Below are 23,318 nucleotides of genomic sequence, written 5' to 3' on the forward strand. Positions count from 1 at the left end.
ATTTGGTTGAATTTTATGTTTCAAAAACAGTTTTTATGTAATATTATTTTTAAGAAACCGATGAGGGACATTATGAATTAAATCAACTAGCAGTTGCGTTACTTATTAGTTTGTTAGCTCTTTTAGGATTTTGTGTGATTTCTTCTTTACACGGGTGCGTTTGTTTAACAATTTGGCTGCTATTGCGGCCTTTTTTGTTGTGCCGTTTACGGATCAGATTTTTTACAATAAGTCCTTTGTCGTTGTTTTAATTTTACTAAGAATATTCAAATACAAGGGGAGAAAGTAAAAGGAAACAAATTGTAAAATCGAGGGAGTAGAAAGCCTTTTGCTTATACATGTTGGATCTGAAATTACTTTGAATAAATGATTAAAATTCAATTAAAAACTCAAATGTAAATAAGATTAGTGCTAAATTGTATAAGTGAATGTTAGTGAAAAATCAGGATATAGATCTATAGCAGCTTGGAGTAGATGCTTAACTTTGTTGGCGGCATAAATTAATTCGTATATCTCACCAACACGTACGATTTTAATAAAAACACAGGGAAGGAAGTGATTGTTCTATGTTAGATAGTATTATTGTTGTTTTATTTTGCTTTCTTTTGGCCTTTCTTTTTTATGCTGTTATCCCAACTATAATTATTCGTATATACGGGATCGGGATAACAAAAAGGGCTGCGAGGACTAATGGTATAGCATTAACTTTCGATGATGGACCCAATAGCCAGTATACAATGGAACTACTTGATCTTCTAAAGAGGTACAGAGTTAAAGCTTCTTTTTTTGTAGTTGGCAGAAAAGTTGTTCAACATCCTGAAATAATAGAACGAATGCATCAGGAAGGTCATACGATCGGTATACATCATTACCGTCATATTTCAAGCTGGTTTCTTTCCCCTTATCATTTACGAAAAGAATTGATTATGACAGAGAATGCAATAAGAAGCTGTACGCATACAAATGTAAGGTTTTATAGACCACCCTGGGGACATTTTAATATTTTTACTCGATTGCTAAGCAAACGCTATAAGGTGATCATGTGGTCACATATATTTGGGGATTGGAAAGTGGAAAAATGTAAATATAATCTGCTGGAACAATTACGCAAAACCGCAGCTGCAGGCAGGGGCTCGATTCTTGTTCTGCATGACTGCGGGGAAACAATTGGTGCAGAGGAGGAAGCACCACAATATATGTTGAAGAGCCTGGAAACATTTCTTCAGGAAAGCATAAAACAAGGAACCCTCTTTTTCACCCTGGACGATATAGATTTCATGAATGAGGGTGGATACTTTGAATATAGAAACAATATCACACTACATTGATGTATATGGCTATTTCATTATTTTTCTATTTCTATTCTTTGGAATTGTAGGGATCCCTGCTCCGGAAGAATCCCTTCTTTTCCTTATAGGTGTATTAGTCTTGCATAACCAACTATCTTTTGGAACGGCAATCATCTCAGCAATGTTGGGTTCTTTTATGGGGATGATTTCAGCTTACTTTTGTGGGAGGTACTTAGGGAATCCGTTTATAAATAAATATGGGAAATACTTGGGTATCACAAAGGAACGGGTGGAGGCTGTAAAAAGAAAATACTCAATCAATATTCATAAAACCATCTTATTTGGATTTTACATGCCGGGTATACGGCAAATAAATCCCTACTTTGCTGGTGTTATTAATATATCCTTTCAGACGTACGTGCTGCTGTCCTTCTTGGGTTCTCTATTATGGACCGTACCATTTGTCTTATCCGGTTATTATTTTTCAAGGGTATTTCATGTAAATGCATCTTATGTTCCGTATGTAGGATTATTATTTTTAGCTATTTTATTGATTAGGGTTATTACCAAGCATATTAGAAAAAGAATGTAAAATAAGGCCCGCATCGGACGATTTATCAGATAGTCCATGTCGGGCCTTATTAATGAGGTTTAAAGTGAAAATCTTTTGTGTTACTGCTTCGCTAATGCTGTTTTATTAAACATCCTTTTTATGCTTATTCTGATGTTTTTCTCTAGAAAATAACGATATGAACATCATGAACTGATCATACAAACGGAATAATAATTGGACAAATGGCTCCAATCGTCTTGAGAAATAAATGATCAGACCACTTGCTGCACATGAAAATAGTACGCCTCCTAAAACGTCAGCCGGGTAATGAACCCCCACATATATACGTGAAACCCCAACAAATGCTGCCCATATAAAAATCAGATATTTCAATCGATCATTACGCATCACTAAGGTCCATGCCAAAGCAAATACTAATACGGTATGATCACTGACAAAAGAAGAATCTGCGGCATGTGGAACTAGTTTATGAACGTGGTGTGATACAAAGGGACGCGGATGGTAATACACAATATGAATTATTGCATTGAGGCATAATGCAATTCCTGAAGAAAAAGCAGCATATAAAGCCGTGTATCGTCTTTCAATACCGTGTTGTCTGTTGCCTAAAAAACAAAGATATAATAATAGTGCTATTGCCACATAAGGTACACTGTCAGACATGGTTACCATGACAGTATCTAATAAACCTGAGTGCCCAGCCAAACTATTAATATGTTGAAATAATTCGTAGTTCATAGCATTTTCCCTCCTCTAATATTATTCTGGGTAAATTTTTTACACAGAGAACTAATTTAAAGATAAGGATTTCGTCTGAAAATCCTCTAAAAATTACATTAAAAATCCATTAAAAAGGGAGGTATTGATCTAAATTAGTGATAAATTGATTAAGTGTAATAAGTCTACGAGTTTAATTTTCTAAACAAAATTATTATTCTATTCTAGTGAAAAAGGAGTTGAAAGAGATGTATAAGATTCTGTTCTTACCTCTCTTACGTATGCCGTCAGGGCATCATCAAGTTGCAGACGCATTAATGGACATGTTAAAACAACGAACTCAAGGTTTAGTCCTTAAAAAAATAGACTTGTTAAGTTATACGAATCAATCTTTAGAAAAAGTGATTACCGGGAGTTATCTAAAATGGATTCGCTTTGCTCCTGAAACCTATAATTATGCCTATAAAAGTTTTTTCTATGACCCTGCTGCAAGCGACCATACATTTAAATGGTATGAACATATTTTTTTGAAAAAAATGCAGCACTTATTATCGGAAGAAAAACCCGATTTGATCGTGTGTACCCATGGGTTTCCTTCGCACCTTTTAAGTCAACTAAAGAGAAAAGGGAAATGCGATGTACCTGTCATAAACGTATATACAGATTTTTTTGTAAATAATGTATGGGGAGTCGAAGGGATTGATTTACATTTACTTCCCAGTCTAGAAGTCAAACAAGCTTTAGCGAGAAATAAGAAAATTCCTAAAAGCAAGATGATTGTAACCGGTATACCTATACACGAAGAAATAAGCAAAAACTTGGAATCACCGAGTCCGATAAGACCAAAAATTTTGGTATCAGGAGGAAACAGTGGGTTGGGTGGGATTCAGAAATTATCTGAGGGGCTAAAAAATTCTTCTCATTTTGATTTTCTAATACTATGTGGCAAGAACCAAAAGCTTTATGACCAAATCCTTTCGTGGGATGCTAGTCATATCAAACCACTCCCATATATAAGCTCAAGGTCGGAAATGAATTCTCTCTACGATGAGGTAGACGCGATCTTTACAAAACCCGGAGGTGTCACCATTAGTGAAGCTATACACAAAAGACTTCCTATTTTCGTCCATTCCGTGCTTCCGGGACAGGAGGAAATAAATCTTCAGTATTTGAAAAACAATGGTCTTATTTTCGAGCTTGATCATAAAAAGTCCATTGACCAGCAAATCATCGGTGTACTCAACAATCAACAACGTATCCATCATTGGAATCGTTCATTAAACTCCTATTTAAATGAGATCGAAGTACAAAATCCAAAAAGACTAACAGAATTGCTATATTGGATGATAAATCATAATCAAACGGTAGGTCGTCAAGCTTAAACTAATTTACTTTTTATAAACATTGAAAGGAGGAAGGTACGTGGGAAATATAACAGAATATATAGACCAATTTGGGTATATTGTTCTTTTTGTTGCACGATCACTCGAAATGACAGCTGTTCCATTTCCAGGAGAAATTATTATGAGCTACAGCGGATTTCTTGTATACCAACAATATCCCAATTGGATTACCAGCACTCTTTACTGACAAACTGCCGGCAGCAGTTTTAACTCTAGGGAGGGAGAACCGATTGCTTTTAAACGTAAAGAAGAAAAACTAAGAGAAATAATAACAAAGTGGCTCAAAATTAGTTAAGATGGGTAATGCACCTTCTTCCACTAATGGGTGCTTATTTTTAAAATAAAAGGGCTGCGTATCCTGCAAATCAAAGTTTTTTTACCCTAATTGGGCTTACCATTAAAAAAGCGAGTATTAAGGTAATCCACGGATTGCTATATAAAAAGAATCCCATACCCGCCAAAGGTAATCCGGCAGCTGGAATAGGTAATCCGCTGAAGTACCCAATGGTTGGTTTAACATTGAACCTGGCCAGCCTAAAGGCTCCCAAAATGGGGAAAAGGATAAATGCCAATGAAGTTAAAATGGAGGGTGATGCTATTGAATGGAATATTAGTGCAGGTGCGACACCGAAACTTACAATATCAGCCAGGGAATCCAGTTGCACACCAAATTCACTATTCACCTTTAATCTTCTCGCAACCCTCCCATCTAATAGATCGAAAAATGCTGAAATAAATATTAAAACAGAGGCAGCTTCTATAAGGCGACTCATAGTAGATGTAATTGAAAGGACGCCGCATAATAAATTCCCCATCGTAAATAAATTAGGTACAGCCCTTGTGATTTTATTGAACAAGCTACTCACCTCGTAATCAAGAATTTCATGCTTTATTTATCATACCCACACAACATAATGTAATAGCAGTAGATTCCATTCAAATGAATGTATTAATTGAATCTTAATGTACTTTTATGGGAACAAAAGAAATTGGAGTGGTTATTAGTTTCATTTTAGTGACAAAGTCTTCTGCGGGATTTATATGGAAAGAATAAATATGATCTTTCTTTTTAAAGGGATGAATGCTAAGGAGGTATTAAGTATTTGGAGCACTTGAATTCTGCAATTGAACATTTCGGATACCTCGGAATCATTTTAGTTTTAGTCGGAGGAATTATAGGACTTCCTATACCCGATGAAGTCCTTTTAACGTATGTAGGTTACAATGTGTTTCAGGATAGATTATCTTTATTCCCTTCAGTATTGAGTGCTTTTATTGGGGCAGCGGGAGGCATATCTCTCAGTTACTACATTGGCTTTAAATTTGGTTTACCTTTAATAAAAAAGCACGGGTCGAAATTTCATATTAGTGAAGAAAAAGTCAATAGAACTCAGAGACTGTTCCAACAAGTTGGACCTACTCTTCTATTAATTGGATACTTTATTCCTGGTGTACGCCACCTGGCTGCATTCGTTTCAGCCTTGAATCAGTATCCCTTTCGTAAATTTGTTGTGTATGCGTACAGCGGAGCGTTGATATGGGTGATTACTTTCATAACATTAGGTATAAAACTGGGAAAGAAGTGGAATTTGGTTGAATTTTATGTTTCAAAATCCAGTTTTTATGTAATATTAATTTCTTTATTGGTTTTTGCCTGTATTGTTAACTTTTGGAAACAAAAGACCAAGAAGGAATATTAAACATCTAAGAAAATTCAGAGATGAGGTACATTATGAATTTAAAGAATCAACTAGCAGTTGCGTTTCTTATTAGTTTGTTAGCTCTATCAGGATTTTGTGTTATGGCTGTCTTCGTTGGCATGCAAACCATTCTCGCATTCGACGGCACCATTATTTCTTTTGTACAGGGTTGGGAAGCACCGTTGATAACCACAATCATGAAGGGGTTTACATTCATTGGCGGAACGACATCAGTGGCCGTGATATTTCTTGTAAGCCTGATTATCCTTTATAAAGTTTTTAACCACCGTTCTGAACTGATTCTGTTTACCGTGGTGATGGCAGGTGCGAATGTTCTTTTCATAACGTTAAAACTCTTGTTTCATAGAGCACGACCTGATCTGCACCGTTTGGCAGAAGCGACAAATTACAGTTTTCCAAGCGGTCACGCCACGATGGCCTTTGCTTTATACGGAATATTAACTTTCTTATTATGGAGACACATTTCATCCAGAATGGGACGGACTATCTTAATTATTGTTAGTATCTTGATGATACTTGCAATTGGAATTAGCCGCATTTATCTCGGTGTCCACTATCCAAGCGATGTCCTGGCTGGATATTTTATCAGTACCTTCTGGCTTACTTTGGCCATTGGTTTTTATCAAGGATATAAAGAACAACAATATAAGCGTAATCAATTGAACAAAAAAAGTGAGGGATAGTTTATGGAGGACTATCTCTTAATTAATTGTAATTTTTCAGAAGGTGCCTCCTTTAAACTAACCAGCGCCTCTGACAGTGTTGATTAAATGGCAAGAAAAGCCTTCATCCATCTTTTTTCTTAAGCTGCAAATACAAACATTAAGAATGTTTGTTTCTCCCTCGAACTCATCCCCCCAAACCTGGAGTATTATATTGTGCCTTGACCGTGAGAAGGATTTGAACAGCTCTCTATTCGGATTGTTCGAGAAGGTTTATTGGGCTGTTTATTCCGGGTGATAGGTGTATTCTAAATCAAATTTGTGTCACTAGACAAAAACTGTGTAAGTTGTTTAGAAGGAGAGCTGCGTTTTCTTGGGTGGGGGACCCACCCCGTATGTGTGTAAAGGGTACACATTTTAAGTACCAACATAAATTGATAAGTATTTTATCTTTCATACGTCATGCATCCTTGCCTGACCCGAATATTTTTTAGTTGACATAATAATCTTATTATCTTTACGTTTCCATTTAATTGCTAATTTTAATGAATTTTTAATGTAAGATTCAGGAGGGATTTATTTTCATCCATTAAAGTTAGGGAGTAACAGACCATGAGACTGCAGACTTAATAACATAAAAATGGAGGAACAAAATGAAAAAATTACTGGAAGGAACCATGCAGAGAGCTATTTTAATGATCGTTTGTGTAATCATTATTTTATCTTGGGGCGGTATTGCCGCATACCAGATGCAGCGAGATTATCTGCCAGGTATCAATAATACAACCCTTAGCGTAAGTATGAGATTGCCAATGTACCAGGCAGAACAAGTGAAACAAAACATCACAGATAAACTAGAAAGTGCAGTTCGGACAACCGATGGATTACAAGACATCGAGACTAGCTCTTATGACGGCGGTTTGATGATGAGCTTATATTTTCCTATGAACACGGATATGAAGCAGGCGGAGGTCGATGTAAACAAAGCATTATCTAACGCAGATATACCACCGACTATTACTTCACAGCCTGTTGTTACTCGGATTACAACTAGTTCTTTTCCAATTTTAACGTACAATTTAACGAGTGATAAATTAGATCAAAACACGTTACGGTCTACTGCTCAACAGGACATCGTCAAGCAGCTTAAGACCGTACCTGGTGTGTCAGATGTATCCACATTTGGCGGAGCTAAAGACGGATATGTTTTAACGGTAAGAATGAAGGATCTAGCGAAAAACAAATTAACGCTGGATGATATTAATAAGGCTTTTACAGGAGCTATTCCAGCTTTACCTAAGGGAAATATCCTGCACAATCAGCTCTCTATCCCGGTAAATTTTGAAGGATGGAAGTTTGATGTGCAACAAGTAAAAGGTACGAAAATTAAAAATGCTGAAGGAAATGCCGTTCCTCTGTCAGCCGTTGCAACCATTTCTCATTCTCTCAATGATGTGCGTACAGTTGCAAGATCAGATGGTAAAGCAAGTGTTCAATTAAATGTCATCAAAACTCCGAGTGCCAACATCACTGATGTAGCAGAGAGTGTAAAAGACAGGGTTCATGGACTGGAGCTTGTCAAAGATGGATCCGTACACTTAACGCCACAGCTTGACCGTGAAAAAGAATTAAATAATTCCTTGAACGGATTAATTCGTGAAGGACTTCTTGGATGTTTGTTTTCTATGGTCTGTGTGTTCTTCTTCTTCCGAAATGTTCGTTCAACGTTATTAATTGCATTATCACTGCCAATTTCCTTATTGGCAACAGCTGGTATTCTTAAGACCATGGGGATTACACTAAATATATTAACCGTTTCTGGACTTATTGTAGCTATGGGACGTATCGTGGATGATTCCATTGTTATTCTCGATAATATGTATCGAAGAAGAGAAGAATCCAAGAATAAAGCGTTGCTTCCTCTCTTGGGTGAAGCAGTTCAAGAGATGATACCGGCTATTTTGGCTTCAACACTTACAACGGTCGCCGTTTATATTCCAATTGCCTTTGTAGGCGGGTATGTAAGTGCATCATACAGCGGATTTGCCTGGTCAGTTGTAATAGCCCTAATCATTTCATTCTTTGTAGCGATGCTCGTTATTCCGACGCTTGCCTTTATGGGATGGAAAGGTGCTCCAGCTGCTAAAAAAGCAGTTTCGCTTGATCAATCAATGAAGCCAATACTTCTAAAAAGTTTAAAACATCGAAAACTGGTTGTATTGATTTCTGTATTAGTCTTTGTTGTATCTGCCGCGTATTCTGCATTCCTGCCAGTATCCTTGCTGCCAAGTGCTAAAACAGGACAGGTTGCCATTAAGCTGGAATTACCTCAAGGCAGTACATTGCAGCAAGTCGATGCTGAAGTTCAAAAAGTTGAAAACAGCTTAAAAGATTATTCGAAGGTTAAATCTTATGCTTCCACATTCGGTTCTACCAATACACCTCAAAGTGATGATGTGTTTGATCAGGGCGGAGGGTTTTTACAGAAACCAAATGTTGCAAATCTTGCTGTTGAGTTAAAGAATGAAAAAGAGGCGGACACCGTTATTAATCAATTAGGTTCAGACCTTCCCAAACTGTCAAAAGACGTAGCTTACACAGTAACGAGCCAAAATATTGCAGGCGATGACTCACTAATGAAAATAATGTTTGTGGGTTCAGATCAAGCTGCTCTAGATAAAATGGCTGAAAAAGCGCGAAAAGATCTTGCTAAAATTGATGGATTAAGTGTAGATGGGAAAGTTGATTTAACGAATGGTCTGCCAAAATACAAAGTTTCATTTAATCAGCAAGCCACTCAGAATAAAGGTGTTCAAATATCTGATGTAACTAAAGTAATCAATAGATATCTTTCACAAACAAAAGATGCTGCTGTGATCGTAGACCATGCAAGCCTTCCGGTCGATGTATATGTAGACCAGACCGGAACTGGTGAAAACACACCAATTCAAGTCAATGCAAAACCAGGTGACGTAATGAAATCGCTTGGAAATGAAACATTCCAAGGTAAAGGAAATCAAGCTGTTAAGTTAAGCGAGGTTGCTTCCATTACAAAAGATGCTTCTCCTTCAACTGTTAATGAAAGAAACGGTCAGCCATATTCCGTGGTTACGGCACAAATCACTTCCAATGATATTAGTAAAGTATCAAGCAGGGTAGATGATGTATTGAAGAAACAGGAGCTTCCAAACGGAGTGACCTACTCTATGGGTGGTATTTCTCAACAGGTTAAGGACATGATTTTTGATATGTCTGTAGCGGTAGCCTTTTCCGTCCTGCTTGTTCTATTAATAACTTCTACACTATTCAAAGGGTGGAGAGCACCGCTTTCTGTACTGCTTAGCATTCCATTGGCACTTAGTGGAGTTGTGGTAGCTCTTGTAATTTTCGGAGGGGAATGGAATCTGGCAGCCCTAATTGGGGTTCTTATGTTGACCGGTATAGTTGTGACAAACGGTATCGTGTTAATTGATAAAATCGAGAGAAATCGTAAAGACGGAATGGACTTACAAGAAGCAGTTACTTCCGGAAGTCTATCCAGGGTGCGTCCGATCTTAATTACGGCTGCTACCACCATATTAACCTTATTACCGCTAGCGTTTTCCCATAACAGCGATACTGTTATTTCTCAAACATTGGGAATTGTGGTCATTGGAGGTATGATTACTTCAACGATAAACAGCTTCCTATTAATCCCAATCATTTACCAATGGCTTCATAAAAAACAGGCTGTTAAGGCCAATAACACAGCTAGAGAAATTCAACAGTAAGAAAATGCCGTTTAAGCGGCTTGCTTTTTAGGAAAACTAAATAACAATTAAATAGTGCACCGAATTCGGTGCACTATTTTTTTACTGGAGGTGTAAAAATGCCTGATATCATACATTTGTTAGACCAATATGGGTATATCGTTCTTTTCTTATCGTTGATGCTGGAATTGATCATTTTGCCTATTCCTAATGAAGCATTAATGAGTTATGTCGGTGTCCTCTGCTATCAGGGGAAGATGAGTCTAATTATTTCTATTGTTTCTGCCGGAATGGGTGGGATCATCGGGGTAACCATTTCATATTGGCTTGGATACAAGCTAGGGGCACCGTTTTTCCGTAAATATGGACGGTATATACACATGGGACCTGAAAAAATGGAAAACATGTCAGGGTGGTATACCAAGTATGGAAAGGTGCTATTGTTAGTATCTTTTTTTATTCCAGGCGTCAGGCATATCGCAAGTTTAATATCCGGTGTTATTAAGCTGCCATTTCGTTCCTTTGCGTTTTTCGCTTATATTGGAGTGTTCCTATGGGTGGGGACATTCATTTGGATTGGCAAGATAATGGGGCCCAATTGGGATCAATTTGAAGGTGAAATTAAAAAGTGGCTAATATTAGCCAGTGTTCTCTTTGGACTGTTCGGTCTTATATACATTGTCGTAAGAAGAAATAAAACGTTTATTAAAGAATCGTTAACTCTACTATTTGAATCTGTCTTTTATCGATTTAAGAGCTACCTTAAAATCAAGTTTCTTATTTTAACCATTCTTCTAGTTTTTGTGGCGGCCTTTACATTAATGGTCGGATTTATCCAGGATTTGATCAGCAACGAAGTAGCACCGTTTAATGATGTGTTTAAAACCATTGTATTCTCTCTTTTTAATCATAATTGGTCAGGGATTATGAAAATCTTCTATGGATTAGGTTCCTGGATTACACTGGGGATTATAATAGCCCTTACTCTACTCGTTATAATGCTTAATCCTAAACATAGACGACTTGAACTGCTTTTCTTTGTGGTGGCATGGGTAGGAACGTATGTATTAAATTTGGGGGTTCACTGGATATTCCATGTGTTGGCAGTACATGACATGAGTCCAAGTTTCCCAAGTGACAGGTCAATGATTGTAATGACAGTTTATGGGTTATTATTCATAGCGATGATTCGGCATAGTCCAAAACACGTCGTTAATGTTTGTTTATTTCTGTTATTCCTGCTTGTTGAATTGGCATTTTTGATAAGTAGTGTTTATCTTCATCACCTTAGACCAGGTGATGTTCTAGCCGGTTATATATTTAGCTCTGTTTGGGTGACTGGAACTATTCTCTCATTGGAGTTGTTCCGTTTCTTGACTATTATAAAGCAAAGTTGATGCATCAAACAGATAATGCGAGGGGTAAAATTCAAAGAAGTTAGCTTGGTTTTGTACAAGTACACTCACTTATGGGTGTAAAAAGTAATAGTTCGCAGTTTGCTGGATGTAAGGTATTTCTTGAGCAGGCACTCACCAAAGAGAGATAAATTACCTAAACAAGTTATAACAATTTAATCAGACTTTATCTTTGCTGTGAAATTTCATTATTCATGTTTTTTTATAAATGAGTGGCCAAGCCATGAAACAAGTGAAAAAGGCTATCATTCCTGCTGCCGGACTAGGTACTCGTTTTCTGCCGGCTACAAAAGCTATGCCAAAAGAAATGCTTCCCATTGTAGACAAACCTACCATACAGTACATGATAGAGGAAGCAATTCAGTCAGAAATTAAAGATATTATTATAGTTACAGGCAAAGGAAAAAGGGCCATTGAAGAGCATTTTGACCATTCCCTTGAATTAGAGCAGGAGCTTAGTAGAAAAGGAAAGTTGGACCTGCTTAAACTTGTTCGAAATGTTTCAGAAATGGTAAATATCCATTATATTCAACAAAAGGAACCAAAAGGGTTAGGTCATGCAATTTGGTGTGCCAGAAAATTTATTGAAGATGAACCATTTGCCGTTTTACTTGGTGATGATGTAGTGAAGGCAGAGGTGCCGTGTATAAAGCAACTTATGAATGTATATGAAAAAACATCTGTAGTGGGTGTACAACAAGTTCCATATAGAGACACATCTCAGTACGGCATAGTTAGCAACCAGAATTAGCATGAATCTCCCATGAGTGCTACCCATCAAGGGTGCGACAGTCGGTGGTACACCGTGGCCCGCGTCAGGCTAACGGGTGCTTTAGTTGAATAAGCAAATCCTTAAATAACTAAAACTCGCATTTTTCTAATGCGAGTTTTCTTTGTTTTAGCCTTCATGGTATAGCACCAATATTTACGAAAACAGCAAAATAATGAAATCTGTTCCATTTCTGGAAATCTGCTTATGACGAAGACTGGGGAATTCATTAAAAAACATATATGCTAGTTATTAACGGCAAATAAAAATTTGTGAATAAATGTACTTAAACTATCGAGTGCGTTAGTTTAAGATCCACGGATGTCGAACTGGGCGGCTTTTTGCTTACTAACTAGTTAAAGTACAAAGGAGTATTAGTATTTTTAACGAATACTTACATATATGAATACTTATATTAAAATTCTCAGTGAAAACCAAAGGAGCTGATATGAATGACACCGGATACTAAAATTAAGGAACAAACTATTTTTCATCACATGGGAAATAAAATCAAAACAGAAGATAGAGAGATTAATATAATTACTAGGTTAGAAGAACCGCTAATAGTAATTTTAGGAAATGTTTTGAGCGACGAAGAATGCGATGAGCTAATTATGTTGTCAAAAGACAAACTGCAACGCTCAAAAATTGGAACAACACGCGATGTCAATACGATTAGAACAAGCAGTGGAATGTTTTTTCAAGAAAATGAAAACAACACGATTAACAAAATAGAAAAAAGAATATCTTCTATTATGAACATACCCATTGAACATGGCGACGGTATTCAAATCCTCAAATATACTCCTGGTCAAGAATATAAAGCTCATTTTGATTTTTTTTCGCCAATAAGTGGAGCAAATATTAATAATAGAATTAGCACAATCGTAATCTATTTAAATGATGTGGAGCAAGGAGGAGAAACTTTTTTTCCTAAACTAAATTTTTCAGTATTCCCTCAAAAAGGTATGGCGGTTTATTTCGAATACTTCTATAACGATACAGAATTAAATGAGAAAACATTACACGGCGGAGCACCAGTAATTACAGGGGAAAAATGGGTTGCAACACAGTGGATGAGGAGACAACAAGTAAGATAAACACAAAAGTTCTTTTAAATTTATCACAATTATTGATCGCTGTAGATTATTTCTTCAACTAAAAGGTGATTTAGTTAAAAAAGAAGGCTGCTCGGGCAGCCTTTATAATTAATATGCCGGGTCCAGATTCCAATAAAAGATAAAAAAGAGCAGTTTAGTTGAAGAACCATATTTGTTAAACTTAAGGAAAAGAAAGAAAAGTTGTGGTAAGAAAAATGTATAAATTTACAGATGAGTTCGAGAGAAAAGAAAGAAAGTTTAAGATTTACAATTTTTTATTTGTTATCTCTGTTTTAATAAATACATTCATTGACATTTTTGACTTGGGATTTGAAAAAGTTACTGGAGTTGGCATAGTTATTAGCCTTTTATTTTTTTGTGTAATCCTTTATTTTGGTTCGCGTAGAAAGTTTTGGGCTGAGGTTATGATTATATCTTTTGTCTGGTTAAATATTATTTTATTGTTCCTCATTATTACTGTTAAGATTTTAGGGGATTAATCTTTAATGTTCTTTAACTAACAGGTGCGGTAGTTAAAGAAGACGACCAGGCTGCTGCGGCTGCCTTTTTGTGTTTTACTAAAGGGAAAGTTAGTTTAATAAGAAGGTCTTTTTACTAGCGTGAAGAAGATTAATAGTTTGGATCGTTAGAGAGGTATACTTAGAAAATGTGCGGGTGCGTGAGGGTTATTATTATGGATTTTCAGTTTCTTGTCGTCATTGTGGCGTAGGGGGATGCAGTTCCTCTAAAGTTTAAAGTTCTCCAGAGGCTGCGGAAAAGAAAGGATTGTAGTTATGTATCAAGGAAAGTTACGGAAAATAACGATTGTGTTGTTAATATTATATACAGCTTTAATCCTCTATTTCTTGTATCTTGGTTTCAATAGAGGTTCCCTAGGGCAAGACTCTAGCTTACGATTTAACGCAATACCTGGAGCGATTCAATTGCATTATCCAATGGGAAGAGACTTTCAAAACTGGTTTTTTCAGTTCGGGAATTTTGTAGCGTTCATACCTTTTGGGATTATCATTCCACTCCTGTTTCGATGTAGTTTTAGACGCTTTATAACCTTTTTTATTTTGTGTATAACAATACTTGAAATCCTACAAATGTTTTCTGGTTTGGGTGCTTTTGATATAGATGATATCATAATAAATTCATTAGGTGCTTTGGTAGGATTTGCGGCACAGCGAATATTCACCGGTGACCGAAATAAACCAAAAGGGATTTGCAAAATATTCATAATGGCTATTGTACTTGCCCTCTGTACTATTATCATTATTGGCGGTATCAATAATTATCTAGAAAAAGGGGGAGGGGAAACCACAGCTATGAATGAACTGATCTTAAAAGATGGGTCTGTACAGTGGGATGAAAGCTTGTCCAGCTTTATAGTAGACGAAAAAGAGATTACGCCTCAAATAAATCTGTATAGTAGAAATAATGCGAAAAACAATGAATTCACGTATCACTTAGATGGCAAATATAAAAACATAACAGGCTATGTCGCCATACCAGACGATGTAATTAACGCTGCAGGAATAGAAGGTAGTGACATAGAATTCATCAGTGGCGGAACAGTCATTTATTCGTTAGGGTTATCGGTCACAGGCAAGGAGGATTTTCAAATCCCTTTAGATGACGTAACTGACCTTACCATAAAAATAATTAACAAAGACCCAAATCCAATTACAAATGCTGTGATGTGGGATATTACTCTTACAGAGGTAAACACAGGACAAAAGGTTATAAACAATATAAGAGAAAAAATAAGAGCATTATTCTAATAAAAACCTTAACAAAGAAACGAAAAATAAGCTGCATATAAGAGGGGTATCTTATTTTCGTTGTTGGTATTGTGATTATTTTCACTTAAACTAACGGGTGCGTTAGTTTAAAAAGAGTGGTTGCATTAAATAGTATAATATGGAAGATGCAGGAGATAAACAAATGGATAATGGGTTTATTAAAATCAGGAAAGCAGATTTAACCGATACAAAAGGAATAGCTAAAGTACACGTCGAATGTTGGAAAACCACATATGTCAATATTGTTCCAGACGAATACTTAAATAATTTAACATATGAAAGTCGGGAAGGAATATGGATAAATAACATTCCTAATAGCGGTGTATATGTAGCAGAAAATGATGAAGGTGAAATAGTTGGTTTTTCTTCTGGTGGTAAAGAACGAAGTGGTAAATATAATGGCTTTAATGGGCAATTATATGCAATTTATATTTTAAAAGAGTATCAGGGACAAGGTATTGGAAAGGCACTTGTTAAACCAATCATAGATGAAATTAAAGGAATGGGATTAAACTCAATGCTTGTTCTTGTTTTAAAGGATAATATTTCTCGTTTGTTTTATGAAGCACTTGGTGGCAAGAAAATAGATACCGTTGAAGTTCAAATTGCAGGGAAGAAACTTTCCGAAATTGTGTATGGTTGGGAAGATATTAAGAATATATTTTAATTTCTTCTTCAACTAAAGGGTGCGTTAGTTTAAGAACGTATGGCTGCTTCTGCAGCTTTTTTACTGTTTGACTAAAGGCATTGGAAAAGGTCTATACATAGAAATTTGCATAATGGAAAAGTGCATTAATCCATAGGTATGGTTTAATGCACTTTTTATACCTAAACTCATGCTTTTACCCTGAAGCGTTTTATATCCTCTATAGGTGGAAATCCAAACATTCGTGAATATTCACGGCTGAATTGGGACGGACTTTCATATCCCACACGAAATGAAACATCAGCAGCATCTGTTGACTCTGACAATAGCAAGCGGCGGGCTTCCTGTAGTCTAAGTTGCTTTTGAAACTGAATAGGACTCATGCCGGTAACCTCTTTAAAGTGTCTATAAAAGGAAGGGACACTCATATTGGCTAGATTCGCAAGTTCTTCTGAGCGAAAGGAGTCATCATAGTGGTTTATGATGTGCTCAATAACATCTCTAATTCGATAGGTAGAACTTCCTTGTACCGCATATCATGATAGGACCGGAAATTGGGAAAAAAGAGCTTCCTTTAGAAGCTACTAAAAATGAAGTTCTAAAAGAGGTAAATGATACTAAAGAATATGCAAACAAAACCTCAGAATGGATGGGAAGTGATAAAGAGAATTCCGATCTAGGATTCATAAACCCTCCATCCCATCATGATGAAAATGCAGATCCCAAACTAGATGTACTGAAGTATGTTATTGCCGGCCTGGTTGCGAACGATATGGATATCTTTCTATCAAGCTTTCATCCAGAAACAGTGTCAAAGGATATGTTTAAAAGCAAGCTTGAGGATAAAACCAAGGTAGCCAAAGCAATAATGAGAAAGATAACACGGGATGGCCAAATAAATGATGTAAACTACAAAATTGAAAAAGGGGCTCTAAGTTCAGGTACAAAGAATGAGCTATCAGTCACAATAACATATAAGGACAATACGCATGGCATAGTAAAGATGGAAATCATTCCTTTAAATGATGCACATCAGCATGAAAGCATTTATGTTATAACCACATCATCATGGGAAATAATAAAACAGCTTAAAAAAACCACTCGGTAAACGCGCCAGGTGGTTTTTATGTGTTTACATGATTCATTAATTCTACAACTGCCTGCTGAATACGGACTTCCATATCTTCTATTGCCGCTTGAATGTCACGGATTATGGCCTGCAGCCAGTTTATTTTCATGGAGAAATCTTGGAAATATTCCTCCAGTTCTTCGCTGAAAGCCTCAAACCCTTTGCCAGATCTCCAAGAATAAGAGAGCTCCATTACACTCTTTATAGTAGCATGTTCGGCACGTAATTCCGTCACATAGCTGCTTTGTACGGATTCCAGGGCTTGAAGGTCATTTAGTTCCGCATATAATTCCTGTAATTTCTCATTGGTCATCATGGCAGTTTATCCGCCTTTACAAATAAATCGTTAGCACTTTTCAAATCATTGGCCATTTTGTAAGTCTGATTATCAAACCAGGCATAAAAGCTGTGATCTTCGTTTAATACTTCATGTTGTAAGCCTGCATAGATTTTAATGTTATCAAGGTTCGAGGCTGTCATTTTGAGTTTGTTTGTGGCATTCTCCACACCTTGTGCTGCTTCAAGCAGTTTTTTTGAAAGGTCTACCAGGTGTCGCGGAGTTAGATCGATGGTAGCTGTTTCTCCTCCATGCCGGGGTGACTGATATTCGACTTCTCCGGTTATAGCATTGGTCAATAGTGGATTGCTTATCTCCCCAATATCATTAAATGTAAAGTGCTTAAGATGGTGTACATTAGGTCCCATAAAGGAGTTGCGAGCTCTTCCGAGTACAGTAGAATTGACGTTCTCTAACTCAAAAGTACTGCCAATATAATAAGTGGTGCCGATAAGCTTCTCATAGGGCCCTATGGCCCCCGCTCCAACAGAGTCTTTTGGATGAACATAGTTTACGAAGTTCGCATTCTTCGCTTCTTTTTCTGAAACCAGGTGAGCGACAGTTGGTGCATTATAACCTACACCATCAATTTTGAATTTAGCTGAGACATAAGCAGCTTCTGCACCTCCTAAAGAATGGCCTGTGGAAGATATATTGGCCTTAGGGTATGCTTCTTTTACCTGGTTTACCAGTTTTTCAGCAGTTTCAAATTGATTTTCTTTTAGATGAGGTATCAACTTGGCCGCTGCATCGCTAAACGGAAGGGGAGCGGCTTCAGCTAATTTTTCAAGAACGTTAAACTTATCCACCTTTTCTAAAAAAGGAAGGGGTGAGTCCACTTTTGACTTTTGATTCGCTATATAAGCGGCATCCGTAATGATATCCTGAATGCTGTTTTTTTCTGTTCCCCTGAAAGCAATGATTACTTCTCCTTCACGCTCATAAACCTGGGCATTAAACCCATTTTCATCAGATGTAACAAATCCCTTATCCTTTACAAGGTTCCAATACTGGAATTCTCCATTGATCTTTACAGCCACTACTGGCTTAGCTTTTTCATCATATGCCCGGTTGCTTAATTGCCAGTAAACTTTATCTTTGACCGTACCTGCCGGCATTGTACCTCCTCCAGTCCATACGCTATACTGGTATTATACAAAAAACCAGGAGATTGGTAAAAATATGAAACGCATAATCTTGACAACTTTAACAGTTTTAATGTTTGCGACTGGATGTAATAAGGAGGAAAAGATGGAAGAACAACAAGTCTTAGATACTTCTAAACAAGTAGCAATCAACTATATGAAAGATGAATTCGGTATCAATTTTAAAGTTGAGCACGCAGATTTTTCCCCAATGGGGGCTGTAGATGTCGAAGGTTATGATAAAGCGAACAAGAAAAATGAATTAACGGTGACTGTTAATGCAGGTGATAATTATGATGTTACGGGCGTGGGAATGACAGAGAAAATACTGCCAGTAAAAAAAAGTGAGAATAAATAAATCTGAAGCAGGGGAAACCCTGTCTTTTTTTACTGGCTTTCAGTTTCCCATAAATCGTTATACTATCTTTTTAATGAGGGAGATACATATACAGATAAAAAGAGCACCTAGTAAAAGCGGCGCTCTTTTTGTACTTTAATCATCACTTTTTAATGCTGCCCTTCTGGTTTTTTAAATTTATTAGGCTCTGTTAAACTTGAATGTTGATTTTATTATTAAGCTAAAGGGGCAGGATAGCTTTAGAATAACTTCTAAGGGGGACTAGGTTTGACCAATTTTAATTTGTATAAAACCTCCATTGGGCTGCCATATAACTACGAAAATTTTATTTGGTTATTAAATCATGTAAGAAAAGGTACGAATGACTTTTCAGACTATGATTTTGCTCAGTGGTGCGATAATTTTAAAATAGTCTTTGAAGACGAGAAAGTTTCTAAAATCACAGAACACGCTCTCTTAATAGCCCGTGATATTGAATGCCAGTGGGATTTATTTTTAGTTAATACCTATTCATTAGAAGAGTTACAAAAAATGGATTTAACAAGGGTTAAGCTACCCCTTGAATGGTATGAACGGTGGTTAAATGAACTGTTATCAGAAGACTGAAGCAGGGTTATTGAACAAACGGGGCAGGTTAGTTCAATAAGAAAATACCGGATTAGAGTAAAATAATTAAAATGTTAGGGAGGTATTCTATGAAATTTGTTTTAATCTTTGGTCCACAAGCAGTTGGTAAAATGACCGTAGGACAGGAACTAGAAAAGATAACTGGATTAAAACTGTTTCATAACCATATGACCATTGAATTACTTGAACCATTATTCGGATTTAGCCCAGAAATGTGGAACTTGTCAAATCTATTTCGGAAGGAAATATTTAAGGCAGTAGCTAAGAGTGAACAGGAAGGTTTGATATTTACCTATGTATGGGCATTTGACCAACAAGAGGATTGGGACTTTGTAGATAAGGTGTGTGAAATTTTTGAATCAAAGGGGGCAAGTATCTATTTTGTTGAATTAGAAGCTGATTTCGATGAGAGACTGGAACGAAATAAAAGTCCACACAGACTTGAACACAAGCCTACAAAAAGAAACATTGATTGGTCTGAAAGTGAATTAAAGGATACAATGAAAAAACACAGATTAAACTCCCACAAAGGTGAAATTAAAAAAGAGAATTACATAAAAATAAATAACACTAATTTAAGTTCAATAGAAGTAGCTACAAAAATTTCAGAAAGATTTAATTTCTAATCTTATAGTATGTTGTTCAACTAAAGGGTGCGTTAGTTAAGGAAGAAGGACTGCAATAGCAGCCCTTTTTGCACGTTTAGAGTTCTCAAAAGCACCGTAAGCTATTTTGGAGCAACAACAAACAAGGTTTTGAATTAAGAGATACTTATTAAGCTAAAGTGGCAGGTTAGTTGAAGAGGAATAACATTTATAATTGTAAATTAGCTACTTTATGATAAGAGGGTGAGACAATTGGTAGGGATTGACTTCATCATTGTTGATTCAACTAAGCGTGGAGTGAAATTTGAAGAGAAAATACATTCCTATCTTTCAAAAAGGCTGAGCACTCCTGGGAATGAATATGACCTGTTACTAGGATTGGATCCGTATGGAACAAGGTTATTTACTGTCCAAGAAATATATGAATTAATAAATATATGTGTGTCGTTGACAACCAAGTATAATAAAGACGATTGGCATGAAAACAGAGTGAGGAAATTCAGTAAAAAGTTAATGGAGCTTTGTGAACAAGCATTGGAGCAAAACAAAGTTATTGAGGCTATAGGAGATTAAGGGGGTAAATCCATCTTATTCAACTATCGGGTGAATTAGTGAAAGAAAGTATGGCTGCTTTGGCAGCCTTTTCTTTGTTTCACTATTGGGACAAGTTAAGTGGAAGAAGGGTTTCGGTTGAGTAAAATGTAGGAATAATTAAGTATAGGTGAACGTTATAATATAAAGAAAAAGAGGGGGAGTATATGTATTCCAAAAAAATTAGTGTGGAAGAAGCACATTCATCTGGTATAAATACTAATTTTGAACTGATGAATAATGGTGAAAAACGATATAGGTTAGTTAGTTCCGATGGTAGTTCATATTGTCGTACTGTTGGTTAAGAAATAGGTGCTTGGCAGAATAGCCATTTTCACAAAGAAGTGACCGAGTTCTATGTTGTTCAGTCAGGGTGGATTATCTATGCTGAAGTTTGTTCAAATGGAGAGTTTGATTTACGTTTTCTTCGGGAGGGGGAAAGTGTAACTGTAAACCCTTTTGTTCATCACAATATATTTATGTCTTCTAATTCAATAACTCATACGATTAAATATGGTGGTGGAGGTCCTAACATTGATTGGTTTCCATCGGATGACCTAGATAATTATACAAAGAAACTTTCTGAAAATGAACTACTAGAGTTAAGTAAGATTAAAAACTAAAAACATAGTTCTTCAGCTAACAGTGTGGGGACATTTTCATTCTCTGTGGTGAATCGCTGTTTTTGCGATTCATGGGTGGCTAACGGGTGTGACAGTTTAGGAGGGGACACCATTAATGTTCATCCTTATTAGATAATTTTAAGGAGAATGGTAATAGAAATATAACTATGATTAATAAGGCGACTGACAGAAAGCCTACAGTAGACAGTGATAAATCAAATACAATGGAAATAATGATTGAGATAATCACAAGAGGGAGAAGAAACGAAATTGTAGTATATCTTGATGATTTGCTTTCGTATTGAACTGTCCCACAAAGATTGCATTTCAAACTTTTACTGAATGTTAATAATTGTTTTAAGGTATAGAACCAAGACCATTTATTGCCGCAGTTCTGACAAATTGGCACCTTGTTTCCTCCTTTAAATGAACTTCATTTTTATTACAACATTATGTTCCAGTTCAATTAGCTCTTTTCCAAAGATCGTAATTGACTCTTATATTTACTAATCTTTCAGTACCCCATCATATTGATTTTTAAGCTTTTAAAAATATAAACTAGTTCTTCTAGCTAACGGGTGCGTTAGTTCAATAAGGATGGGCTGCTACGTAACGGGTCCCGTTTGAGAGAAAAAATTCAATTTAGCAATGTAATTTACAACATACGCTGCCTTTTATGGATCAACTAGCTTTCTTTATACCGGAGCTTTTTTAGAAAGGAATTAAAAATCTTTTTTGCCGAAAATCTTATTTAACAAACGGGAAAGTTCAACAAGAATAGTTGTTTTGAAGTTATTACTAGTGGGCTACTGGAGCCGGGAGGAATCCAATGCTGGATTATATAAGACTTAATGAAGAAGAACCTATCTTACCTCAGGTTTCTATGTACATTCAGTCAGCAGCGTTTTTGCTTCATCCATTCGTACAAATGCCTAAAGGTTGGGAGCGGAAGAAAAGAGAAAGACCCTTACAGCACATTTATCCGAATGATGAGGAAATATTAAAACTGGCTAAACCTGTTTCCTGGAAAGAGATATGCAGAATAAGTGGTCTTCAATCATCTAAAGAAGTAGCACTTGCGTTAGCTTATAATGCATTAAGAAGAAAATATAAACGTGGTGACTTATCAAATAAACTAGACCTTGCTTTGGACAACTCCGATATGTATTGGCCAATGGAGGATACCTATTCCATATTTCATATAAAAAGCATCCTTTGTCTTCTTGGCAGCCGAGAATCGAGCACCTTTTTTTATTCGGAACCTTTAGAAGGTAAAAAAGGGCAGCTCCCAATCGGAATAAATCCACTAGAGATTAGTAACTTAAGCTCTGCTGAACTTATTATAACTGAAAAAAATACAGAGTTTGCCTTTATGACCCTATACGACCAGTACACCACTCTATTTTTCTCGAAAGAGCCAACCATAAGTGGTATCATCGAGAAGATGAAGTGGGAAGCCGTCATATGTGACAGCGATACAAGCGAGTACTGGTATTTGGATTAATAAGCAAAATTTATTACTACAAAATGAGAGTCTGCGGCAGTTTGTCTTGTTGTACTAACGTGGCAGGTTAGTGGAACAAGGGATTATATTAAAATGTGGGTGCTTTAACAAAAATCTAAGCTATAAGACTGATTAGCATCCAGTCGTGATAATATTGATTATTGAAATCGAAGGTTATTCAATTCAAGTTCTACTTACTGGGAAAAAGTGTTCCAAACAACAGTTAAAGCAAGAATATCTGCAAGCAAAAGAATTAACGTATGAAATAAAAGACCTTCCTAATGTGTTATGCAGACTTCACAATTTTGAACAAATCCCTTATGAAAGTGAAAGTGATAGAGAAGTGGATTTTGTTATCGATATTGATACAGAGAGAATTTATTCACCTTCTTATTAAACTAACGGGTGCTTTAGTTGAATAAGCAAAACCATAAATGACAAAAACTCGCAATTTTCTAATGCGAGTTTTCTTTGTTTTAGACTTTATGGTATAGCAAGAATCTTTACCAAAACACCTTGCCTAAAAGAGAGCATTAATTAAAGGAG

General features: G+C 36.3%; 23 protein-coding genes and 2 pseudogenes. 18 read left to right on the forward strand and 7 right to left on the reverse strand.

Features of this window, described 5'->3' with window-relative positions; genetic code table 11:
• Positions 1 to 566 precede the first annotated feature (566 nt).
• Both V1501_RS09520 and V1501_RS09525 read left to right on the forward strand, forming a co-directional pair.
• Positions 567 to 1,328, forward strand: coding sequence for a polysaccharide deacetylase family protein (locus tag V1501_RS09520; RefSeq protein WP_409292853.1), 762 nt, complete (start codon positions 567 to 569; stop codon positions 1,326 to 1,328).
• Positions 1,297 to 1,881, forward strand: coding sequence for a DedA family protein (locus V1501_RS09525; RefSeq protein ID WP_409292854.1), 585 nt, complete (start codon positions 1,297 to 1,299; stop codon positions 1,879 to 1,881). The genes V1501_RS09520 and V1501_RS09525 overlap by 32 nt, the downstream gene beginning before the upstream one ends.
• Before the next feature lie 105 nt (positions 1,882 to 1,986).
• Here V1501_RS09525 and V1501_RS09530 read toward each other — a convergent pair whose 3' ends face one another.
• Positions 1,987 to 2,601, reverse strand: coding sequence for an undecaprenyl-diphosphatase (locus V1501_RS09530; protein WP_409292856.1), 615 nt, complete (start codon positions 2,599 to 2,601; stop codon positions 1,987 to 1,989).
• Positions 2,602 to 2,828: 227 nt separating this feature from the next.
• Between V1501_RS09530 and V1501_RS09535 the strand changes: the two genes are divergently transcribed.
• Complete coding sequence (locus tag V1501_RS09535; protein ID WP_409292857.1) at positions 2,829 to 3,962, forward strand: MGDG synthase family glycosyltransferase; 1,134 nt, start codon at positions 2,829 to 2,831, stop codon at positions 3,960 to 3,962.
• A 386-nt stretch (positions 3,963 to 4,348) separates the two neighbouring features.
• Here the strand turns inward: V1501_RS09535 and pssA are convergent, their stop codons facing one another.
• Positions 4,349 to 4,840 (reverse strand): CDP-diacylglycerol--serine O-phosphatidyltransferase, encoded by a 492-nt coding sequence (gene pssA / locus V1501_RS09540; RefSeq protein ID WP_409292859.1) that lies wholly within the window; start codon positions 4,838 to 4,840, stop codon positions 4,349 to 4,351.
• Positions 4,841 to 5,086: 246 nt separating this feature from the next.
• Here pssA and V1501_RS09545 point away from each other — a divergent pair, with 246 nt between their 5' ends.
• Both V1501_RS09545 and V1501_RS09550 read left to right on the forward strand, forming a co-directional pair.
• A complete protein-coding gene (locus tag V1501_RS09545; protein WP_409292860.1) occupies positions 5,087 to 5,683 on the forward strand; it encodes a DedA family protein in 597 nt (198 codons plus the stop codon).
• Positions 5,684 to 5,715: 32 nt separating this feature from the next.
• A complete protein-coding gene (locus tag V1501_RS09550) occupies positions 5,716 to 6,387 on the forward strand; it encodes a phosphatase PAP2 family protein (RefSeq protein WP_409292861.1) in 672 nt (223 codons plus the stop codon).
• Positions 6,388 to 6,444: 57 nt separating this feature from the next.
• Here the strand turns inward: V1501_RS09550 and V1501_RS09555 are convergent, their stop codons facing one another.
• On the reverse strand, positions 6,445 to 6,612 hold the full coding sequence (locus V1501_RS09555) for a winged helix-turn-helix domain-containing protein (RefSeq protein ID WP_409293309.1): 168 nt from the start codon (positions 6,610 to 6,612) through the stop codon (positions 6,445 to 6,447).
• Positions 6,613 to 7,019: 407 nt separating this feature from the next.
• Between V1501_RS09555 and V1501_RS09560 the strand changes: the two genes are divergently transcribed.
• From V1501_RS09560 to V1501_RS09585, 6 genes and pseudogenes are all read left to right on the forward strand, one after another.
• Positions 7,020 to 10,136, forward strand: a complete 3,117-nt coding sequence (locus V1501_RS09560) for an efflux RND transporter permease subunit (protein ID WP_409292862.1) — start codon at positions 7,020 to 7,022, stop codon at positions 10,134 to 10,136.
• 98 nt (positions 10,137 to 10,234) lie between these two features.
• Entirely contained in the window at positions 10,235 to 11,512 is a 1,278-nt protein-coding gene (locus V1501_RS09565; protein ID WP_409292863.1) for a VTT domain-containing protein, read from the forward strand.
• 241 nt (positions 11,513 to 11,753) lie between these two features.
• Positions 11,754 to 12,266, forward strand: a pseudogene (locus V1501_RS09570) (UTP--glucose-1-phosphate uridylyltransferase); the annotation flags it as partial.
• A gap of 485 nt (positions 12,267 to 12,751) precedes the next feature.
• Complete coding sequence (locus V1501_RS09575; RefSeq protein ID WP_409292865.1) at positions 12,752 to 13,399, forward strand: 2OG-Fe(II) oxygenase; 648 nt, start codon at positions 12,752 to 12,754, stop codon at positions 13,397 to 13,399.
• Between the two features lie 794 nt (positions 13,400 to 14,193).
• Entirely contained in the window at positions 14,194 to 15,186 is a 993-nt protein-coding gene (locus V1501_RS09580; protein ID WP_409292867.1) for a VanZ family protein, read from the forward strand.
• 163 nt (positions 15,187 to 15,349) lie between these two features.
• Complete coding sequence (locus V1501_RS09585) at positions 15,350 to 15,874, forward strand: GNAT family N-acetyltransferase (protein WP_409292868.1); 525 nt, start codon at positions 15,350 to 15,352, stop codon at positions 15,872 to 15,874.
• A 167-nt stretch (positions 15,875 to 16,041) separates the two neighbouring features.
• Here the strand turns inward: V1501_RS09585 and V1501_RS09590 are convergent.
• Positions 16,042 to 16,386 (reverse strand): annotated as a pseudogene (locus V1501_RS09590) (helix-turn-helix domain-containing protein); the annotation flags it as partial.
• A 5-nt stretch (positions 16,387 to 16,391) separates the two neighbouring features.
• Here V1501_RS09590 and V1501_RS09595 point away from each other — a divergent pair.
• Positions 16,392 to 16,961, forward strand: coding sequence for a hypothetical protein (locus V1501_RS09595; protein WP_409292870.1), 570 nt, complete (start codon positions 16,392 to 16,394; stop codon positions 16,959 to 16,961).
• A gap of 16 nt (positions 16,962 to 16,977) precedes the next feature.
• Here the strand turns inward: V1501_RS09595 and V1501_RS09600 are convergent, their stop codons facing one another.
• Complete coding sequence (locus V1501_RS09600; protein WP_409292872.1) at positions 16,978 to 17,298, reverse strand: hypothetical protein; 321 nt, start codon at positions 17,296 to 17,298, stop codon at positions 16,978 to 16,980.
• Positions 17,295 to 18,437, reverse strand: coding sequence for a lipase family protein (locus V1501_RS09605; protein ID WP_409292873.1), 1,143 nt, complete (start codon positions 18,435 to 18,437; stop codon positions 17,295 to 17,297). Before V1501_RS09605 ends, V1501_RS09600 begins: the two co-directional genes overlap by 4 nt.
• Positions 18,438 to 18,570: 133 nt before the next feature.
• On the opposite strand from V1501_RS09605, the gene V1501_RS09610 reads away from it, so the two are divergent.
• The 4 genes from V1501_RS09610 to V1501_RS09625 all read left to right on the forward strand — a co-directional run bounded on the left by V1501_RS09610 (position 18,571) and on the right by V1501_RS09625 (position 20,627).
• Positions 18,571 to 18,822, forward strand: a complete 252-nt coding sequence (locus tag V1501_RS09610; protein WP_409292874.1) for a hypothetical protein — start codon at positions 18,571 to 18,573, stop codon at positions 18,820 to 18,822.
• Positions 18,823 to 19,089: 267 nt separating this feature from the next.
• A complete protein-coding gene (locus V1501_RS09615) occupies positions 19,090 to 19,428 on the forward strand; it encodes a hypothetical protein (RefSeq protein ID WP_409292875.1) in 339 nt (112 codons plus the stop codon).
• A gap of 89 nt (positions 19,429 to 19,517) precedes the next feature.
• Positions 19,518 to 20,075: an AAA family ATPase gene (locus tag V1501_RS09620; RefSeq protein WP_409292877.1), complete on the forward strand. Its 558-nt coding sequence runs from the start codon at positions 19,518 to 19,520 to the stop codon at positions 20,073 to 20,075.
• A 231-nt stretch (positions 20,076 to 20,306) separates the two neighbouring features.
• Positions 20,307 to 20,627 carry a hypothetical protein gene (locus tag V1501_RS09625; protein WP_409292879.1) on the forward strand — a complete coding sequence of 107 codons (321 nt, stop codon included), beginning with the start codon at positions 20,307 to 20,309 and terminating at the stop codon, positions 20,625 to 20,627.
• A 753-nt stretch (positions 20,628 to 21,380) separates the two neighbouring features.
• Here the strand turns inward: V1501_RS09625 and V1501_RS09630 are convergent.
• Positions 21,381 to 21,677 (reverse strand): TIGR04104 family putative zinc finger protein, encoded by a 297-nt coding sequence (locus V1501_RS09630; RefSeq protein WP_409292880.1) that lies wholly within the window; start codon positions 21,675 to 21,677, stop codon positions 21,381 to 21,383.
• Between the two features lie 420 nt (positions 21,678 to 22,097).
• Here V1501_RS09630 and V1501_RS09635 point away from each other — a divergent pair, with 420 nt between their 5' ends.
• Positions 22,098 to 22,772, forward strand: a complete 675-nt coding sequence (locus V1501_RS09635) for a DUF2711 family protein (RefSeq protein ID WP_409292882.1) — start codon at positions 22,098 to 22,100, stop codon at positions 22,770 to 22,772.
• 145 nt (positions 22,773 to 22,917) lie between these two features.
• The gene (locus V1501_RS09640) at positions 22,918 to 23,169 is read left to right on the forward strand and encodes a hypothetical protein (RefSeq protein ID WP_409292883.1); all 252 of its coding nucleotides are present in this window, start codon (positions 22,918 to 22,920) and stop codon (positions 23,167 to 23,169) included.
• Positions 23,170 to 23,318 lie beyond the last annotated feature (149 nt).

It is taken from the genome of Paraperibacillus esterisolvens (assembly GCF_046237625.1).
Lineage (GTDB): Bacteria > Bacillota > Bacilli > Bacillales > DSM-1321 > Paraperibacillus > Paraperibacillus esterisolvens.

Excerpts from the sequence above, each read along its gene's own strand:
- V1501_RS09520 (WP_409292853.1), top strand. The coding sequence starts at position 567 with ATGTTAGATAGTATTATTGTTGTTTTATTTTGCTTTCTTTTGGCCTTT.
- V1501_RS09530 (WP_409292856.1), bottom strand. The coding sequence starts at position 2,601 with ATGAACTACGAATTATTTCAACATATTAATAGTTTGGCTGGGCACTCA.
- V1501_RS09535 (WP_409292857.1), top strand. The coding sequence starts at position 2,829 with ATGTATAAGATTCTGTTCTTACCTCTCTTACGTATGCCGTCAGGGCAT.
- V1501_RS09550 (WP_409292861.1), top strand. The coding sequence starts at position 5,716 with ATGAATTTAAAGAATCAACTAGCAGTTGCGTTTCTTATTAGTTTGTTA.
- V1501_RS09560 (WP_409292862.1), top strand. The coding sequence starts at position 7,020 with ATGAAAAAATTACTGGAAGGAACCATGCAGAGAGCTATTTTAATGATC.
- V1501_RS09565 (WP_409292863.1), top strand. The coding sequence starts at position 10,235 with ATGCCTGATATCATACATTTGTTAGACCAATATGGGTATATCGTTCTT.
- V1501_RS09575 (WP_409292865.1), top strand. The coding sequence starts at position 12,752 with ATGACACCGGATACTAAAATTAAGGAACAAACTATTTTTCATCACATG.
- V1501_RS09580 (WP_409292867.1), top strand. The coding sequence starts at position 14,194 with ATGTATCAAGGAAAGTTACGGAAAATAACGATTGTGTTGTTAATATTA.
- V1501_RS09585 (WP_409292868.1), top strand. The coding sequence starts at position 15,350 with ATGGATAATGGGTTTATTAAAATCAGGAAAGCAGATTTAACCGATACA.
- V1501_RS09595 (WP_409292870.1), top strand. The coding sequence starts at position 16,392 with ATGATAGGACCGGAAATTGGGAAAAAAGAGCTTCCTTTAGAAGCTACT.
- V1501_RS09600 (WP_409292872.1), bottom strand. The coding sequence starts at position 17,298 with ATGATGACCAATGAGAAATTACAGGAATTATATGCGGAACTAAATGAC.
- V1501_RS09605 (WP_409292873.1), bottom strand. The coding sequence starts at position 18,437 with ATGCCGGCAGGTACGGTCAAAGATAAAGTTTACTGGCAATTAAGCAAC.
- V1501_RS09610 (WP_409292874.1), top strand. The coding sequence starts at position 18,571 with ATGGAAGAACAACAAGTCTTAGATACTTCTAAACAAGTAGCAATCAAC.
- V1501_RS09620 (WP_409292877.1), top strand. The coding sequence starts at position 19,518 with ATGAAATTTGTTTTAATCTTTGGTCCACAAGCAGTTGGTAAAATGACC.
- V1501_RS09635 (WP_409292882.1), top strand. The coding sequence starts at position 22,098 with ATGCTGGATTATATAAGACTTAATGAAGAAGAACCTATCTTACCTCAG.